Below are 15,078 nucleotides of genomic sequence, written 5' to 3'. Positions count from 1 at the left end.
TTTGGGCCGGAACGGTCAGCCGCAGGAGAGGTACTCGTCGGCGAACTGCTTCTTCAGCTCGGCTGTCTTGGCGTCGCGAGCCTTGTCGTACGTGCCGAGGTCCTTCTTCGTGACGACGAAGGAACCCGAGTCGATGACCTGGCCCGGCCGCTTGAACGTGCACTGCTTGCTCTGCAGCAGCGCGAGCGCCCATGCGCCGATCTCGGCCTGACCGACCGGGTTCTGCACGACTGTGGCGCTCACCGAACCGTTCTTGATCGAGGAGAGGATCTTGGCGTCGTCGTCGATCGCCACGACCTTGGCCTTCGAGCCGGTCTCCTGGACGGCCTCGGCGGCGGCGACCGCCGGGTTGTACGCGGTCGAGACGATGCCCTGGATCCGCGAGCCCTTGGTCGCGAGAAGGTCGGAGACGGCCTTCTGCGCGGTCTGGAGGTCCTTGTCGATATCGGTGATGTTCTGCAGCAGGTCGACCTTGCCGCCCGACTCCTGCACGGCCTTCCGCACGCCCTTGATCCGCAGCTGCGTGTTGGCGTCGACGTTGTTGCCGGTCAGGTGCACGATCGTGCCCTTGCCGCCCATCGCCTCGATGGTCGCCTCGGCCGCCTTGTAGGCGGCGAGTTCGACATCGGTGGAGAGGCAGAAGTCCGCCTCGTTCCTGCCCCCGGCGGGGCACGAGCCCAGGGACGCCACCGCGAAGCCCTGGGACTTGAGGTCGGCGAAGGTGGTGTTGACGTCGGTGGGGGACACCCCGAAGACGCCGAAGGCGTTGTAGCCGCGCGCGGCCAGGGTCGACAGCAGGTTGTTCTGCTTCTGCTGGTCCCACTCGGCGGTCTCGTCGAGCGTGACATCGCCCAGCTTCAGCGTCTTCTCGGCATCCGCGCCGGCCTTCTTCCAGGGCTGGAAGTACGGGTGGGCGCCGCCCGGAACGAGGGCGATCTTGACACCGGAACCGTCGGCGAGCTCGGCGCTCCCCTTGCCGGTGTTGGCGGTCGCGGCCCCGGCCGGCCCGCTGCCGTCGGAGGTCTTCACGGTGCATGCCGTCGAGGCGATGGCCAGGAGGGCGAGGGCAGCGGCAGCGGGCACCGCGGATCTGCGAAGGATCATGATCATTGCCTCGGTTGAATCAGATAGGATTCTGTTGCCGAGATGCTGCGGTAGCGGGGATCACCTCGTCAAGGCCCGTGCGTCGAATACTTTGATGCGCCGTTCCTATCCCTGCGGTGGGAGGTCAACTTCTCCGTGTCGGGGCGAAATCCCGGCCTCTCGGCGTACGACCTTCCGGGGTCGAGGCATGCTGAATCACATAGGATTGTTGGGGCTGAGGCAGTAGCACCAAGCCGGTGAACCGCACCGATGGGTCAGCGCCGTCACCCTCCCGGCCGGAAGGGGTACGGGGCCTGCCCGACAAGGGCCACGGCTTCGCCGTCTACGGCCGCTTCGCGGTACTGGACCAGCGCTTCCACGAAACACGCGCCGCCGTGGTGGAGCGGCGGCGAGCCCCCTCCACCTCTTCCGCCTCAGCCGGTCACCGGGCGGCAGCCCCGCAACGGCCGTGGAGCACAGCCGGATCCGGCGAGCGGTACCGCGGCGCAACGCCGAACGAGCGGAGGACGCCCCCTGCACGTGGCCGAAGGCGCGCAGCACGACAGGTCCAGCGCTCATCGGACAGGTGGAATGCCGGTCACAACAGGCTGCGGTGACAGTGACCATGTGCTCCCTCCGCCTCGGCTGCGTACATCGCCTCTGCCCCCGCGACAGGAACCACCGCCACCCTCCCCGCCCGAGGCGAACACACCGCACCACCGACGCCACCGGTCGCTCGCTGCCCGGCGAGGGTTCTGGTGAAGCCGTAAGCCGTACATACCGGCTGATGCCTTCCCGCGACGTCTCAGTCCTCGGCGGCCTCCTGGTGTCGCCCCGGCCGCTGTGCTAGAAAAACTGCCGTGACAGGCGATCATCTTCTGGTGGAGTGTCTCCACATCGATCTCTGCCGCGTTTCCAGCGCTTCCTGTTGAAGCCTGCCGCGGCATCCACAGCGATGCCCGAGTGACGTCCCCGTGAAGCTCACGGGCCGTACGGATCTCCCCTCCCGATAGGCCGCGCGCCTCGCGCGATCGGCGCGTCCCCACCCAGCTGTGTACGCGCGACTCGCCCCGCCGATCCGTCCCCAGGCCCGGCGCCACTCCACGCCACCGGAGAGCCCTTCATGCCCATGCCCATATCTGTTCAGGAACGGACCGCGGAGCCGGGCCCGTCCGGCGAGCAGGCTCGGGCCGATCGCCGGCCCGAACGTGCCGCTCGATGGCGCCGTGCGGGGCTCCGGCTGGTGGCACTCGTCGCTCTGCTCGCTCTGTGGCAACTGGTGGTCTCGCTCCAGGTGTGGTCGCCGGTACTGGTGCCGTCGCCCGGCGCCGTATGGCGGGCGCTGCTGGAGACCTCCGGGACCCACGACGGGGTGCGCGGCTACCAGGGACACACCCTGATCGAACACCTCGGCATCAGCCTGCGGCGTATTCTCATCGGCGCCGGTGCGGGAGTTGTCGCAGGGCTCGTCATCGGGCTGCTCATGGGCACGCTGCCGTGGGTACGGGTCGTGCTTGAGCCCGCGGTGGCGTTCCTGCGTACGCTGCCACCGCTCGCCTACTTCAGCCTGCTGATCATCTGGTTCGGCATCGACGAGGCGCCCAAGCTCTGGCTGCTGGCCATCGCGGCGATGCCACCCGTCGCGGTGGCCACCGCATCGGCCGTCGCATCCGCGCCGACCGCCCTGGTGGAGGCCGCCCGCGCGATCGGGGCCCGACGCGGACAGGTCGTCACCTCGGTCGTCCTGCCTTCCGCCCTGCCCGAGATCCTCATCGGCGTCCGGCTCGCCTTCGGCATCGCCTACTCCTCGGTGGTGGCAGCAGAGACCGTGAACGGCCTGCCGGGGATCGGCGGAATGATCCGCGACGCCCAGCGCTACAACCAGTCCGACACGGTCGTGCTCGGCCTCTTCGCCATCGGCATCTCAGGCCTGCTCATCGACGCCGTGCTACGCGGGCTGGAGAACCGGCTCGCCCCGTGGCGACGGCATATATGACCGGCGGTCGAGTACTACTCCTCCGCGTACCGCTTCCCTGCTTCCGTACCCCGGCTCCTCCCGCTCGTACTCGTCAGAAGGACACACACATGCCCAGAACACGCGGTTGGCTCCGCACCTCCTCGCTCGCTGCGGCACTGGGAGCCCTGCTGGTGGTGACCGCGTGCGGCCAGGGCGGTTCAGGGGAGGGCGGAAAGGGCGGCGGCAAGACCATACGCATCGCCTACCAGGCCTTCCCCAGCGGTGACCTGATCGTCAAGGAGAAGGGGTGGCTGGAGAAGGCGCTGCCGGACTACACGATCAAATGGACCAAATTCGACTCCGGCGCCAGCATCAACACCGCCTTCGTCGCAGGGGCCGTGGACCTCGCCGCCATCGGGTCGAGCCCGGTCGCCCGAGGGCTCTCGAAGCCGCTGAACATTCCCTACCAGGTCACCTGGGTACTGGATGTGGCCGGGGAGAACGAGGCACTGGTCGCACGCAACGGCTCCAAGATCTCCTCGGTCGAGGACCTGGAGGGGCACAAGGTAGCGACCCCGTTCAGCTCCACCTCGCACTACAGCCTGCTGGCCGCTCTCGACAAGGCAGGCGTGGACGCCTCCAAGGTCCAGCTCCTCGACCTTGAGCCGCAAGACATCCTGGCGGCCTGGACCCGCGGCGACATCGACGCCTCATACGTCTGGCTGCCGACCCTCGACGAGCTGAAGAAGACCGGCAAGGTGCTCATCACCAGCCGCGAGCTCGCCGCGTCCGGAAACCCCACTCTCGACCTCGGGGTCGCCTCCACCGCCTTCATCAAGGCGCACCCGGACGTGCTGCCCGCCTGGCGGAAGGCACAGGCCCGGGCGCTCGATCTCATCCACGACGACCCCACCGCGGCCTCCACCGCCGTGGGCAAGCAGCTCGGCATCAGCCCCGCCGAAGCGGCCGCACAGATCGAGCAGGGCACCTTCCTCAAGCCGGCCGACCAGGCGGACGCCAAGTGGCTCGGCACCCCGGGCAGAGTCGGCGGGCTGGCGGACAACCTGCGGAGCGCCGCGCAGTTCCTGGTCGACCAGAAGCAGATCGACGCGGCACCCGACCTCGACACGCTGCGCAAGTCCGTCTACGTGGAAGGGCTCACCGATGCCGTCTCTCCCTGAAGTCGACAACGACAGCCACGACGCGGGTGGGGCAGCGGCCCCCGCCGTGGAGAAGCAGGACCCGACCGCTGCCACGCGCCCAGAACAGGCCGCCGTGCAGTGGACCGGTGCGGCACCGACAGCCGTCTCCGTGCGCGACGTACGCCATACGTACGGTCGCGGCGCGGAAGCGGTGACCGCGCTCGGACCGCTCACGTTGGAGATCCCGGCCGGCGAGTTCCTCGTTCTCGTTGGCCCGTCCGGGTGCGGCAAAAGCACCCTCCTGCGGCTGATCGCGGGCTTCGAGCGGGCCTCCCAGGGCGAGGTCACCGTCAACGGCGAAACCCCCGAACCCGGCCGACAGGCGGGGATCGTGTTCCAACAGCCCCGCCTCTTCCCGTGGCGCACGGTCGGCGACAACATCGCCCAGGCCCTGAAGTACGCCGGCGTTCCCCGCGCCGAACGCGCCGCTCGCACAGCCGAGTTGCTGGAACGCGTCGGACTGGCCGACACCGCGGGCCGCCGCATCTGGCAGATTTCCGGCGGTCAGCAGCAACGCGTAGCCATCGCCCGCGCCCTGGCGGGCGGCAAGCGCCTGCTGCTGCTCGACGAACCGTTCGCCGCGCTCGACGCGCTCACCCGCGAGCGCCTCCAGGAGGATCTGCGAACGGTCAGTGCGGAGACCGGCACCACCTCAATCTTCGTCACGCACAGCGTCGACGAGGCAGTCTTCCTCGGCACCCGAACCGTCGTCCTCTCCACCAGGCCGGGCACCACCGCCCTCGACATCCCCATCGGCCTGCCCCGAACCGGCGTCGCCCCCGACGACCTGCGTGGCCTGCCCGAGTACGCCGCGCTGCGCGCCGAGATCGGAACAGCCGTACGCGACGCCGCCCGCTGACCGCACCCCGCCGAACCGGAGGAGAAAACATGACCGCCGCCATCGAGACCCCGACAGGCACCCCGCCCGCCCTGCGCGACCACCACATCCCCGCCGACGGACTGTACGAAGGCCCACGCACTCTGCGACGGGTGCCCGAAGGATGGACCGACCGGCCCTACGACCTGTTCACCGTGGTCCCGCTGGGGCGGGTCATCGGCGCGGAGATCCACGGCCTCGACCTGTCACGGCCCATTGACCCGGCTCTGCACGCGGAGCTCGACAGGGCGCTGCTCGAATGGAAGGTGCTGTTCTTCCGCGACCAGCACCTCACCTCCCGGCAGCAGCGCGACTTCGCCGGGCACTGGGGGAACCTGGAGACCAACCCGCTGCTCGCCACCGGTGACGATCCCGAGGTCGTCCGCCTGGACCGGTCGGCTGTACCGACGTTCGAGAACGTCTGGCACGCCGACGTGACCTTCCGCGAACGCCCCGCCCTCGGAGCGGTCCTCCAACTGCGGGAGGTGCCCCCTGTCGGCGGCGACACCCTGTGGGCGGACATGGCCGCCGCGTACGACAACCTGCCGCTGGAGGTGAAGGAACGCATCGAGGGGGCGCGGGCCGTGCACGACTTCATTCCCGGGTTCTCCCGCTTCTACCCGGCGGACCGGCTCGCGCCCCACCAGGAGGAGTTCCCGCCGGTCGAGCACCCGGTGGTCCGGCGCCACCCCGGTACGGGACGCCGGACCCTCTTCGTCAACGCCTCGTTCACCACCCGGATCGTGGGCCTCTCCAGGGAGGAGAGCGACCGCCTGCTGCGGCTGCTGTTCCAGCAGGCCCATGCCCCGGAGTTCCAGGTCAGGTTCAGCTGGCGCGCCGGTGATGTGGCGTTCTGGGACAACCGGTCCACCCAGCACTACGCGGTCAACGACTACGCCCCGCACCGCCGGGTGGCCGAACGCGTAGCCATCGCCGGCGACCGCCCGTACTGAGCGCCGTTCATCAGCCACGCCTGGGAGCCGCTCACCGGGGGAGCGGCTCCGTGACCACCTGCGGGTATTCCTGGTGGATCACCGGGTAGGCGGTCCGGCAGCGGAAGAGCTCGACCGATTACGCGGCGTGAGGGCGGACAGATGGCTGACGGCATGCTCGAAGAGGACCTTTACCGTTTCGAGGAACTGCTGGACGACGGGGAGCGCAAGACACTCCACCGCGTCCGGGAGTTCCTGCGCGAGGAGGTGGCACCGCACGCGGACACCTGGTGGGGCAAGGCGTCCTTCCCACACCACTTGATCCCGCGTTACGGGGAGTTGGGCATCGCCGGCCTGGGTTTCGAAGAGTGCGGCACCGGCACGGCGAGCAGCCTGCTCAGCGGCTTCATCGCGATGGAAATGGCCCGCGTCGACGCCTCCATGGCCACGTTCTACGGCGTGCATGCCGGACTGGCCATGGGCAGCATCGCCCGCTGCGGCTCCGCCGAACAGCGCAGCCGCTGGCTGCCCGCGATGGGGCGGATGGAGAAGATCGGGGCGTTCGCGCTGACCGAACCGCAGGGCGGGTCCGATGTCGCGGCCGGTCTGCGGACCACAGCGAGGCGTGACGGCGACACCTGGGTCCTCAACGGCGAGAAGCGGTGGATCGGCAATGCCACCTTCGCCGACCTCGTGGTCGTCTGGGCCAGGGAGGACGGAGGCGATGGTGGCGTCCTCGGCTTCGTGGTCGACAGCTCGACGCCCGGATTCTCGGCGAGCATCATCGAGAACAAGATCGCCCTGCGAACCGTGGAGAACGCCGACATCGTCCTGAAGGACTGCCGAGTCCCCGAGGAGAACAGGCTCCAGGAGGCCCACGGCTTCCGGGACACCGCAGACGTCCTGCGGCACACCCGGAGCGGTGTGGCCTGGGAAGCCGTGGGCGTGATGCTGGCCGCCTACCGCATCGCCCTGGACTACACGCGCGAGCGCGAGCAGTTCGGCGGACCGGTCGCCCGCTTCCAGCTGGTCCAGGACCTGCTGGTACGCATGCTGAGCGACGCCACCTCCTGCCTCGGAATGGTCGTCCGGCTCGCCCAGCTGGAGGACGCGGGCACCTTCCGCGACGAGCACTCGGCGATGGCGAAGGCCCACTGCACGACGCGCATGCGCGAGGTCGTCGGCTGGGGCCGCGAGCTCCTGGCCGGCAACGGAATCGTGCTCGACTACAGCATCGGCCGCTTCGTCGCCGACGCGGAGGCGCTCTACTCGTACGAGGGGACCAGGGAGATCAACACGCTCATCACCGGACGCGCGGTCACGGGGCTCGGCGCGTTCGTCTGAGCCACCGGGGGAGGGGGCACCCAGGGCCTGCGGGCGACGGACGCATCCAGCAAAGCGCGAAGCGCTGATTCCGCGTAGGCAACCTCAAGCGCTGAGCACGCAACCGGCTCCGCGCCGCCGTCTACTTGTATGCCTGGTTCAGCACCCAGATCGCCCAGACGATCACGGCCAGTGGAATCACGGTGGCCGCAGTGCCGAGCACGACACCCGCCCGGGCCCGGAAGCGATCGGCTTCCTCCTGGCCCCGCATCCTTCGCAGAGTGATGATGCCTGAGACGACCGCGGAAATCCCCGTGGGCACGATGAAGTACACGGGAAGAAAGCGGACCCATATCGGGACCGGAGGAGGCAGAAAGGGGCAGGCCATCATCAAGACGGCGGCAGCCCCCAGCACAAGCGCGGTCGTCCCCCGCGACTCCTGCCGCGTCGCCACCCGTTCATTCGATCCGGCTATCCGCTCAACGGAACTCATGTTCGGGATGTTAGGCCGTAGGTAGCGCACTCCGCTTGGGCGCGAGTACCTAGGTCGTCCTGAGTAGCCCGCTCGTCGACAACACGGTTGCTGCCCAAGTCACTTACCAGCTCGTTCCGTCCCAACATGTGTGATCCTTCAGCTCTACATCTCGATGGTTCGGGCGGGGTCTGCCGACAAGGACCATCGCTTGGCGGTTGCCAACGTGTCGTAGCGCCGTGTCAGCAGGTGGCGACAGCCAAGCTGACGACGTAGCGCTCCTCGACCATCCGTTTCGGGAAGACCTCGGTGAGGAGGTCGTGCTCCTTGGCGATAAAGGTGTGCGTCGCTTCCTTTCCGAGTACGAGGAAGTCTGAGTAGCTGGCGAGGTTGGCGAGGTGCATGTCGAGAGGAACGCTCCGGGTCCACGGCACATGCCGGTGAACGAAGCCGAGCTCGGGCGGCAGCCCGCGGAACCGGGCCGTGGGGTCGTGAGGGCTGTCGTCGGCAGCGAAGAGCCGGCGCAAGCGCGCGTCCTGGTCGGCAATCCACGGAACGGTGTCATCCGAGTCGTTCCACCAGAGGGCGAGCGCGCCACCGGTACGCAGGACCCGGAGAGCTTCCGGAACGGATTTGCGCTGGTCGGTCCAGTGCCAGGCTTGGGCATATGTGAGGACGTCGATAGAGGATGAGGCCAACGGTAGGTTGTTGCCGTCCCCGATCACGAGGGGGACGGCGGGCAGGCTGAGACGGAACTGGGAGGCCATCCCGGGGCCGGGCTCGATAGCGACGACGTTCGCTCCGCGATCCTGGAGAAGCGCAGTCGCCAGTCCGGTACCGGCTCCGACGTCTGCGACGCGGGCGCCCTCCAAGGGGGAGCCGGTGAGTTCTTCGATCGCGTCGAGCAATTCGGACGGGTAGGAAGGACGGTTCGCAGCGTAGCTGGCGGCAGCGGTGTCGAACGAACGAGCCTGCGAAGTGATGGTCATACGAACATTGTTGACTGCTGCAGGTACTTGGCGCCGCATTCTTATGCTTTCTGCCTGCAGCTGCCAGTCTCTTCGGCTCGTGCTCGGGTGGCAGCGAGGTGGCATGAGTCAGTGCTGGTCTCGATGATGGTGCCGCGTAAACCACCAGGTGAAGGGCGTGCATGACGACACACACTCACTTGCCGATAAAACGGGTCGAGACCGAGTAGCGGTTGGTTCGGGCGTTGATCTGGCTGCAGCGGTTGCCCCGTGGTGTGAACAGTCGGCCCGTCTGCAAGGGCTCCTTAGGCAGCGACATCAGCAGCGGCTGCTCGATCGCGAAGTTCTCAGCTCTCGACGTTGAAGTGCGAGCGGAAAGCAATCCACCGGTCGGTCTCCACCCTCGCCCGGTTTACTGATCGTTTCAGAATGAGTTCAGCTTCGGATCTTGCACTAGACGATGTTGGTCAGCAGGGTGCCCGCGTGCGTACTGATCTTGTTTCTGACGACCTGTGGGAGCGGGTGGCTCCGCTGCGAGCTATTGTCAAATCCTGTGGATGACCGGACAGTCCGATGGCCGGTCGATCAAGCAAGCGGCTTGCGGTAGCGGACGTATTCGTTCTGCCGCCGGAACCCCACGCTCTCGTAGAGGTCGTAGGACCGATGTGGATTTGCCGTGCCCGTGAACAGCCGGGCGGTCGTTGCACCCTGTTCGCGAAGGCTTTGCAGCCCGTCCAGCAGCAGGGCCCGGCCGATTCCGAGGCGTCGCTGGTCCGTCCGGATACTCAGCTCTTCCACCTCGCCCACGGTGTGGTTGTGACGGCGGATGGAGCAGAGGGCGACGCCGACCATGTCCTGCCCGTTCCAGGCAGCCCTCCAGCATGCAGGGTCGGCGGTGTCGACGAAGTCCTGGAACGGCCATCTCTGAGTGAAGCCGCTGTCCGCGTACGAATCGACGACCGTCCTCCAGGCTGCACCGTAGTGGCATGTCCCGATCGGCCCCGTCCGTATCCCGGCCGGCAGTTCGTCGCCCGGCTCGGGCATCTGCTGCAGATCGCCCAGCTCCAGCTCGACCAGACTGAAGACACGTCGGTAGCCGGCTGCACGCAGAAGTGCCGTGGCATCCTGCTCGGAGGTCGTGGCGTTCGCGCCGATCACTGCCGTCCGCGCCGTTCCATGCTGTTTGACGAGCTGGCGGATCCGCTCTTCGGCCCAGCTCAGCATGGCTGACCCGATGCCCTGGCCGCGATGCTCGGGCAAGAGGTAGCCGCGGTGCAGGTATAGCCACGTATCGTCCCGCTCCTGCCACCACCGGATCGTCGAGAAGCCGACGACGCTCCCGTCGCACACCACCAGGATCTGGTTCTTGGACGGCTCCTCCAACTTGGCAGAAGCTTCCGCGATCTCGGCCGCTGTCGGGAGCCCTTCCACAACCGAATGGGCATCGACCCGGTCCCGTTCAGCACACCCCCGCCGCACCGCGGCCATGGCGCCGTGGTCTTCGTCGCCGCGATACGGCCGGAACCCGAAGCCGACCGGAAGGTCCTGTCCTGCCGTGCCATCCAACATGACCGGATGATCTCGAACTTCGAGGCAGGCCCGCCACCCTATTCACGCCGCGGTCGTCTGCGGCCGTTCAACGAGCAAGCCGCGTTCGAAACGGGCCCCGGCGCGGACGAGGCCAACGAGGTGGGGTGCATTCACGGCTCGCCAGCGGGCTTGGGCGGCCTCGACGAGCTTGAAGACCATCGCCAGGGCGGCGGCCCGGGATCCAGCACCCTTGGTGACCTTGGTCCGCAGACGGACGGTCGCGAAGGTCGACTCGATGGGGTTGGTTGTCCGCAGATGGATCCAGTGCTCGGCGGGGAAGTCGTAGAACGCCAACAGTTCGTCCTCGTCATCGACGATCTTCTTGACGGCCTTGGGGAACTTCGCGCTGTACTGCTTGGCGAAGGTCTTGACCGCGGCGGCCGCGTGCGCGCGGCCCTCGGCGTTGTAGATGTCCTGGATGGCCTTCTTCGCCGCAGGCTGAGCTGACTTCGGGAGGCTGTCGAGGCAGTAGGCCGTTTTGTGAACCCAGCACCTTTGGTGGCGGGTTTCGGGGAAGACTTCGTTCAGCGCGTTCCAGAAGCCGAGGGCGCCGTCGGCCCAGACGTAGACGTAGTCCGTGGCCGACAGGTCGCGCTCGCTGAACGCCTGATGGTCGGCCTGCCACTGGGTGGTCAGCCGGGTGACGGTGGCCGGGGACAGGCCAGCCGAGGAGCCAAGGAACTGCTCCAGCGCGGGCACGAAGTCCCCGCTGGACAGGCCGTGGAGGTAGAGGAGCGGCAGCACCTCGCTGATCTTCGGGGACTTGCGGCACCACGGCGGCAGGATCGCAGAGGAGAACCGTTTGCGCTCGCCGGTTGCCTCGTTGATGCGCTTGTCGTTGATGCGTGGAGCCTTCACCTCGATCACCCCGGCCGCGGTGGTGATCTTCCTGGGTTGGTGGTAGCCGCTGCGGACCACCAGGCGGCGCCCGTTCTCGTCTCGCTGGTCGGTCAACTCGGCTATGTAGGCGTTGATGTCAGGCGGCGGCCAGCATCCGCCTCGCGCCCTCGCGGACGATGTCGTCGATCAGGGAGCCGGCCTCGGTCGTTCCATCGGCATTCACTACGCTCAGTACGGGCGTGCCTTCCCGACCGACGGTGCAACGTCGGCCTACTCGATGACAGAAGTCGATCACTCGGGAAGGTACGCCCTTCGTGTCCAACCCGAGGCCGATCCAAAGGTCATGAGCGTTGCTCCTTCGCTGCTGCAACCGCCTCCTGACCGGCGGCGGCTTCACCCCGGGCGGTTGCGTGTTCCCGACCGGGGGGGCATCCTCTACGTGCTTCGGACTGGTGTCGCGTGGCGCGATGCCCCTGCGGAGACCGTGGGCTGCTCCGGGGTGATGGCCTGGCGCCGACTGCGGATTGGACGGAGGCCAGCGTCTGGCTCCGCCTGCACGCCGCCCTGCTGGCCGGGACGACTGCTCCGTGGATGGATCGCACGTCCTGGGCCCGCAAAAAAAGGGGGGATCTCGTCGGCTCCTCACTCGTCGATCGCGCCTGCCCCGGCTCCAAGCACCATTCATGGGACCCCACTTGCTGTCACGTTCACCGGCAGGAACCGGCACGATGCCCGCTCAGCTCCTGCCGCTGCTGGACTGGGCAAGGTGTGCTGAGTGGTCGAGCGCGCGTTCGCCTGGCTGCACCAGTTCAAACGACTCCGCATCCGTTATGGCGATGCGCCGATCGTCACCAGGGTTTGCTCGAACTGGCCTGCAGCTTGATCTACGTTCGACGTCTATCCCGCGGCACCAGAGTGACCGGCTAGGAGTCCGAGCGCGGCCCCAGGGCACTGTGCTGAATCAGTCCGGCCGGAGCGTCGGAATCCGACTCCCGACGCGTCAACTCGACCAACTGCGAACGGAGATCTGCCGCCGACTCACCAAGTGCGATGGCACTGATCACCAACTCAAGCATGGCGTATTCGTAGGCATCGTCCGTTCCTCGATAGCGTTCCGCGTCACGCTCGACTACGGCACTGGCGACCCGCCATCCACCTCCATCAATGGGTGCGAAGGTCGCCGCGAAGGCTCCGTTACCATTCCAGCTTCGGTACAGGAAGACGGCCTCGCCCTCTGTGAAGACGTCCCACTTCTCGTCCAAATCCCGCGACGCCTAGGACTTGTCCCGACCGATCATGTCCATGTCAGTATCTTGTGCCCGGCTCGTTGTGCTGGGCTCAGATTCCCCGGGCAGCTTGTGCCGGAACCGCGCCAGATGTCCGGTCACCCTCACATCTCCATGTGATCACACGCTTGACCTCAATCGCGCTTGAGGTATGACGATGATCCACATGACCACAGAATCCACATCCCACGCGGCAGACATCGAAGCGATCGACCGGCTCGTCGCGACCGTCGAGCACTCCCAGCAGAACAAGGACCCCGAAGAGTTCCTCAGCCTCTTCCACCCTGACGCGATCTGGACGACGGCCCACGGCAAGATCCTCATCGGCCTCGACATGATCTCGGAATTCACCCGCAAGACCCTCCCCACGGCAAGCTGGGACGGCAAGGTCACCTACGAGGTGGTCCACGTGCTCTTCATCCGCCCCGACGTCGCGGCAGTCAAGGTCCGTCAGCGTTACCTGACCCCGGGCGAGGAGAGCGAGGGCGCCCCGCTGTACGTGCTCTCGAAGCAGGCCGACGGCCGCTGGCTGATGACCGCCTGCCAGAACACGCCGGTCGTCACCGACTAACTTGACTGTCGTTCATGTTCGGGGCCAGATCGCGAGGGCTGCCGCAGTGGCGATGCCCACCTTCAACCAGATCGCGGGACGCGCCAGCGACACCTGACGGCCGACACCGTTCTCCGCGTCATGAGCGGCAGGTCAAGCCTCCCAAGGCCCGCACCATGCGTCGATCGCTGCTCTGGAGCTGTCCGCCCACGCGGTAGCGGTCCCGCGCGTACGCGGAAGCGCATCAACCCACCGTTCCCAGAGGCCGTCCGGAGCGAGCTTCATCTCCACTGTGCAAAGCATGCCCGCGCACACCCACGGAGTTATCTGAGCAGGGGCGCGAGATAGCCGCCCTCGGTGTCGAGGAGTTCGGTGAGCAGGCGGCTCGGGCGCCAGTCCTCGCGATGCTCCTCGGCTGGGTCGAGGGTGAGAAAGATGTCGAGGTCGCGGAGCTGGTCGAGAACTGCGGCGCCGTGAATCAGGGCTCTGCCATGAACCGGATCCAGATGATGAGCGGCGATCTCCACCGCGGCGGTGCCGGCCTCCGATTCGACGTGGTGGCCTTCCTCGGATACGCGGGCTTCGCATACCAGTCGGCACAGGTCGATCTCGATGGGACCGAGGACTGCGAACTCGAAGTCCAGGAGGGCGACGACCTCACCGTCCCACAGGGCGTTGATCAGGGCGAGGTCGCCGTGGTTGACGGTCTGCGCGACCACGGGCGCAGACCGGAAGTAGCCCTCGATGACTTGGTGGAGCTGCGACTGCTGGGCGCTGGAGAGTTTCAGTGCGGCTTGGGCGCGTCTGGCCGCTGCCGTGGCATCGCCGAACGTTGCCGGGATGAAACCCCCGTGTGATGCGACATGCGTCTTGAGAGAAGGGCTCGCGTCGTGCACGGTCAGGCTTCGAGCCCACAGCTGACGGATCGCCTGTCGTTGCTCCGCAGGTGTCAGCGTCGGCCACGCTTCGTGCAGGTTCCGGCCCCGAACCTCCGCGGTCACGATCCATCCGTGGCCCTCAGTAGTGCCCACTCCGAGGATCTCTGGGTGCCCGACCTCTCGCGGCAGAGCACGCACGAGCGCAGCCTCGCGAGCCATGTCGACGGGTGTATGGGCGATCCGCACGGCGATGCCGTCACCGACCCACGTCGCGTTCGAGTACCCGTTGGCTCGTCGCATCCGCGTGAGGTCGCCGCCGTAGTCGGCTGCAACCTGGGCGGCCAATCCCCGGACAAGGTCTACGCGCAACGGGTCACGACGCTCATCGAGCGGATGAATATCAGCACTGGGCTCCTGCATCATGCGAGCACTTTCCCACAGGCGTGTAGGTGCTGATCCAGCAGAGAAGGGTCGTCACGCAACCGCCAACTTCGTCCTCGTCAGCGGCGCCCCGCACTCCGGGCAATACCGCGGCACCACCGCACCCAAGCCCATACGCCCAGCATCAAAGCCCCCAAGCCCTACGACCAGGGATTCCAATCAGGCACTAAAAATCTGTGGAAGCACGCCACTTCCATAACCGGTGGTCGCTACACGACCAGTAACAAGTGGGCCGACGATCTCCTGGTCCGCTGGAGCGACGGTGAAGTCACCCTGTACACCGACGTCAACCGCGACGGCTTCCACGGCGAGAAGAAACTCGCCGCGCCCAACGGCACCTGGAAGCACGCCGCGACGATCACGTCGGGCGACTTCACCGGCAACGACCAGCACGACCTCATCGTGCGCTGGACGGACGGAGAGCTGACCCTCTACAAGGACGTCGACCAGAACGGTTTCCACGGCGAGAGCCAGGTCAAGAAGCCCAACCGGCTCTGGACGCACGCCACCGTCCTGGGCGCGGGCGACTACACGGACAACCGCCACCCGGACGACCTCCTGGTGCGGTGGTCCGACGGTGAGGTGTCCATGTACCCGGATGTGGACGAGACCGGCCTGAACCGCGAGATCACGTTGGTGTACCCGCCTGCATAGGGCCTTCTGCGGGCCGGAGATGGGC

General features: G+C 67.1%; 13 protein-coding genes and 2 pseudogenes. 8 read left to right on the top strand and 7 right to left on the bottom strand.

Features of this window, described 5'->3' with window-relative positions; translation table 11 throughout:
- Positions 1 to 15: 15 nt before the first annotated feature.
- The gene (locus tag ACFVQ0_RS28625; protein ID WP_390092075.1) at positions 16 to 1,104 is read right to left on the bottom strand and encodes a substrate-binding domain-containing protein; all 1,089 of its coding nucleotides are present in this window, start codon (positions 1,102 to 1,104) and stop codon (positions 16 to 18) included.
- Positions 1,105 to 2,206: 1,102 nt separating this feature from the next.
- On the opposite strand from ACFVQ0_RS28625, the gene ACFVQ0_RS28620 reads away from it, so the two are divergent.
- The 5 genes from ACFVQ0_RS28620 to ACFVQ0_RS28600 all read left to right on the top strand — a co-directional run bounded on the left by ACFVQ0_RS28620 (position 2,207) and on the right by ACFVQ0_RS28600 (position 7,395).
- Positions 2,207 to 3,079: an ABC transporter permease gene (locus tag ACFVQ0_RS28620; protein WP_390092074.1), complete on the top strand. Its 873-nt coding sequence runs from the start codon at positions 2,207 to 2,209 to the stop codon at positions 3,077 to 3,079.
- Between the two features lie 89 nt (positions 3,080 to 3,168).
- Positions 3,169 to 4,221 (top strand): ABC transporter substrate-binding protein, encoded by a 1,053-nt coding sequence (locus ACFVQ0_RS28615; RefSeq protein WP_390092073.1) that lies wholly within the window; start codon positions 3,169 to 3,171, stop codon positions 4,219 to 4,221.
- Positions 4,205 to 5,101 carry an ABC transporter ATP-binding protein gene (locus ACFVQ0_RS28610; RefSeq protein ID WP_390092072.1) on the top strand — a complete coding sequence of 299 codons (897 nt, stop codon included), beginning with the start codon at positions 4,205 to 4,207 and terminating at the stop codon, positions 5,099 to 5,101. The genes ACFVQ0_RS28615 and ACFVQ0_RS28610 overlap by 17 nt, the downstream gene beginning before the upstream one ends.
- Before the next feature lie 29 nt (positions 5,102 to 5,130).
- Positions 5,131 to 6,072 carry a TauD/TfdA dioxygenase family protein gene (locus tag ACFVQ0_RS28605; RefSeq protein ID WP_390092071.1) on the top strand — a complete coding sequence of 314 codons (942 nt, stop codon included), beginning with the start codon at positions 5,131 to 5,133 and terminating at the stop codon, positions 6,070 to 6,072.
- A gap of 141 nt (positions 6,073 to 6,213) precedes the next feature.
- On the top strand, positions 6,214 to 7,395 hold the full coding sequence (locus ACFVQ0_RS28600) for an acyl-CoA dehydrogenase family protein (RefSeq protein WP_390092070.1): 1,182 nt from the start codon (positions 6,214 to 6,216) through the stop codon (positions 7,393 to 7,395).
- Between the two features lie 121 nt (positions 7,396 to 7,516).
- Here ACFVQ0_RS28600 and ACFVQ0_RS28595 read toward each other — a convergent pair whose 3' ends face one another.
- From ACFVQ0_RS28595 to ACFVQ0_RS28580, 4 genes and pseudogenes are all read right to left on the bottom strand, one after another.
- Entirely contained in the window at positions 7,517 to 7,867 is a 351-nt protein-coding gene (locus ACFVQ0_RS28595) for a hypothetical protein (protein WP_390092069.1), read from the bottom strand.
- A 221-nt stretch (positions 7,868 to 8,088) separates the two neighbouring features.
- Positions 8,089 to 8,835, bottom strand: a complete 747-nt coding sequence (locus ACFVQ0_RS28590) for a class I SAM-dependent methyltransferase (protein WP_390092068.1) — start codon at positions 8,833 to 8,835, stop codon at positions 8,089 to 8,091.
- Between the two features lie 564 nt (positions 8,836 to 9,399).
- Complete coding sequence (locus ACFVQ0_RS28585) at positions 9,400 to 10,383, bottom strand: GNAT family N-acetyltransferase (protein ID WP_390092067.1); 984 nt, start codon at positions 10,381 to 10,383, stop codon at positions 9,400 to 9,402.
- Between the two features lie 42 nt (positions 10,384 to 10,425).
- A pseudogene (locus ACFVQ0_RS28580) lies at positions 10,426 to 11,476 on the bottom strand (transposase).
- Between the two features lie 111 nt (positions 11,477 to 11,587).
- On the opposite strand from ACFVQ0_RS28580, the pseudogene ACFVQ0_RS28575 reads away from it, so the two are divergent.
- Positions 11,588 to 12,171, top strand: a pseudogene (locus ACFVQ0_RS28575) (transposase).
- A gap of 516 nt (positions 12,172 to 12,687) precedes the next feature.
- Complete coding sequence (locus tag ACFVQ0_RS28570; protein WP_390092066.1) at positions 12,688 to 13,101, top strand: SgcJ/EcaC family oxidoreductase; 414 nt, start codon at positions 12,688 to 12,690, stop codon at positions 13,099 to 13,101.
- Between the two features lie 302 nt (positions 13,102 to 13,403).
- On the opposite strand, the gene ACFVQ0_RS28565 is transcribed toward ACFVQ0_RS28570, so the two are convergent.
- Together ACFVQ0_RS28565 and ACFVQ0_RS28560 are read right to left on the bottom strand one after the other, a co-directional pair.
- Positions 13,404 to 14,381: a phosphotransferase family protein gene (locus tag ACFVQ0_RS28565; protein ID WP_390092065.1), complete on the bottom strand. Its 978-nt coding sequence runs from the start codon at positions 14,379 to 14,381 to the stop codon at positions 13,404 to 13,406.
- Positions 14,382 to 14,558: 177 nt separating this feature from the next.
- Positions 14,559 to 14,792, bottom strand: a complete 234-nt coding sequence (locus ACFVQ0_RS28560; RefSeq protein WP_390092064.1) for a hypothetical protein — start codon at positions 14,790 to 14,792, stop codon at positions 14,559 to 14,561.
- A 9-nt stretch (positions 14,793 to 14,801) separates the two neighbouring features.
- Between ACFVQ0_RS28560 and ACFVQ0_RS28555 the strand changes: the two genes are divergently transcribed.
- Entirely contained in the window at positions 14,802 to 15,053 is a 252-nt protein-coding gene (locus ACFVQ0_RS28555; RefSeq protein ID WP_390092063.1) for a hypothetical protein, read from the top strand.
- Positions 15,054 to 15,078 lie beyond the last annotated feature (25 nt).

Origin of the sequence: Streptomyces sp. NPDC057900 (assembly GCF_042887885.1) — a bacterium.
Classification (GTDB): Bacteria; Actinomycetota; Actinomycetes; order Streptomycetales; family Streptomycetaceae; genus Streptomyces.
This window is presented reverse-complemented; position numbering and strand designations above follow the sequence as displayed.

Coding starts and splice junctions, on each gene's coding strand:
- ACFVQ0_RS28585 (WP_390092067.1), bottom strand. CDS start 10,383: ATGTTGGATGGCACGGCAGGACAGGACCTTCCGGTCGGCTTCGGGTTC.
- ACFVQ0_RS28615 (WP_390092073.1), top strand. CDS start 3,169: ATGCCCAGAACACGCGGTTGGCTCCGCACCTCCTCGCTCGCTGCGGCA.
- ACFVQ0_RS28595 (WP_390092069.1), bottom strand. CDS start 7,867: ATGAGTTCCGTTGAGCGGATAGCCGGATCGAATGAACGGGTGGCGACG.
- ACFVQ0_RS28570 (WP_390092066.1), top strand. CDS start 12,688: ATGATCCACATGACCACAGAATCCACATCCCACGCGGCAGACATCGAA.
- ACFVQ0_RS28600 (WP_390092070.1), top strand. CDS start 6,214: ATGGCTGACGGCATGCTCGAAGAGGACCTTTACCGTTTCGAGGAACTG.
- ACFVQ0_RS28590 (WP_390092068.1), bottom strand. CDS start 8,835: ATGACCATCACTTCGCAGGCTCGTTCGTTCGACACCGCTGCCGCCAGC.
- ACFVQ0_RS28620 (WP_390092074.1), top strand. CDS start 2,207: ATGCCCATGCCCATATCTGTTCAGGAACGGACCGCGGAGCCGGGCCCG.
- ACFVQ0_RS28625 (WP_390092075.1), bottom strand. CDS start 1,104: ATGATCCTTCGCAGATCCGCGGTGCCCGCTGCCGCTGCCCTCGCCCTC.
- ACFVQ0_RS28565 (WP_390092065.1), bottom strand. CDS start 14,381: ATGATGCAGGAGCCCAGTGCTGATATTCATCCGCTCGATGAGCGTCGT.
- ACFVQ0_RS28605 (WP_390092071.1), top strand. CDS start 5,131: ATGACCGCCGCCATCGAGACCCCGACAGGCACCCCGCCCGCCCTGCGC.
- ACFVQ0_RS28610 (WP_390092072.1), top strand. CDS start 4,205: ATGCCGTCTCTCCCTGAAGTCGACAACGACAGCCACGACGCGGGTGGG.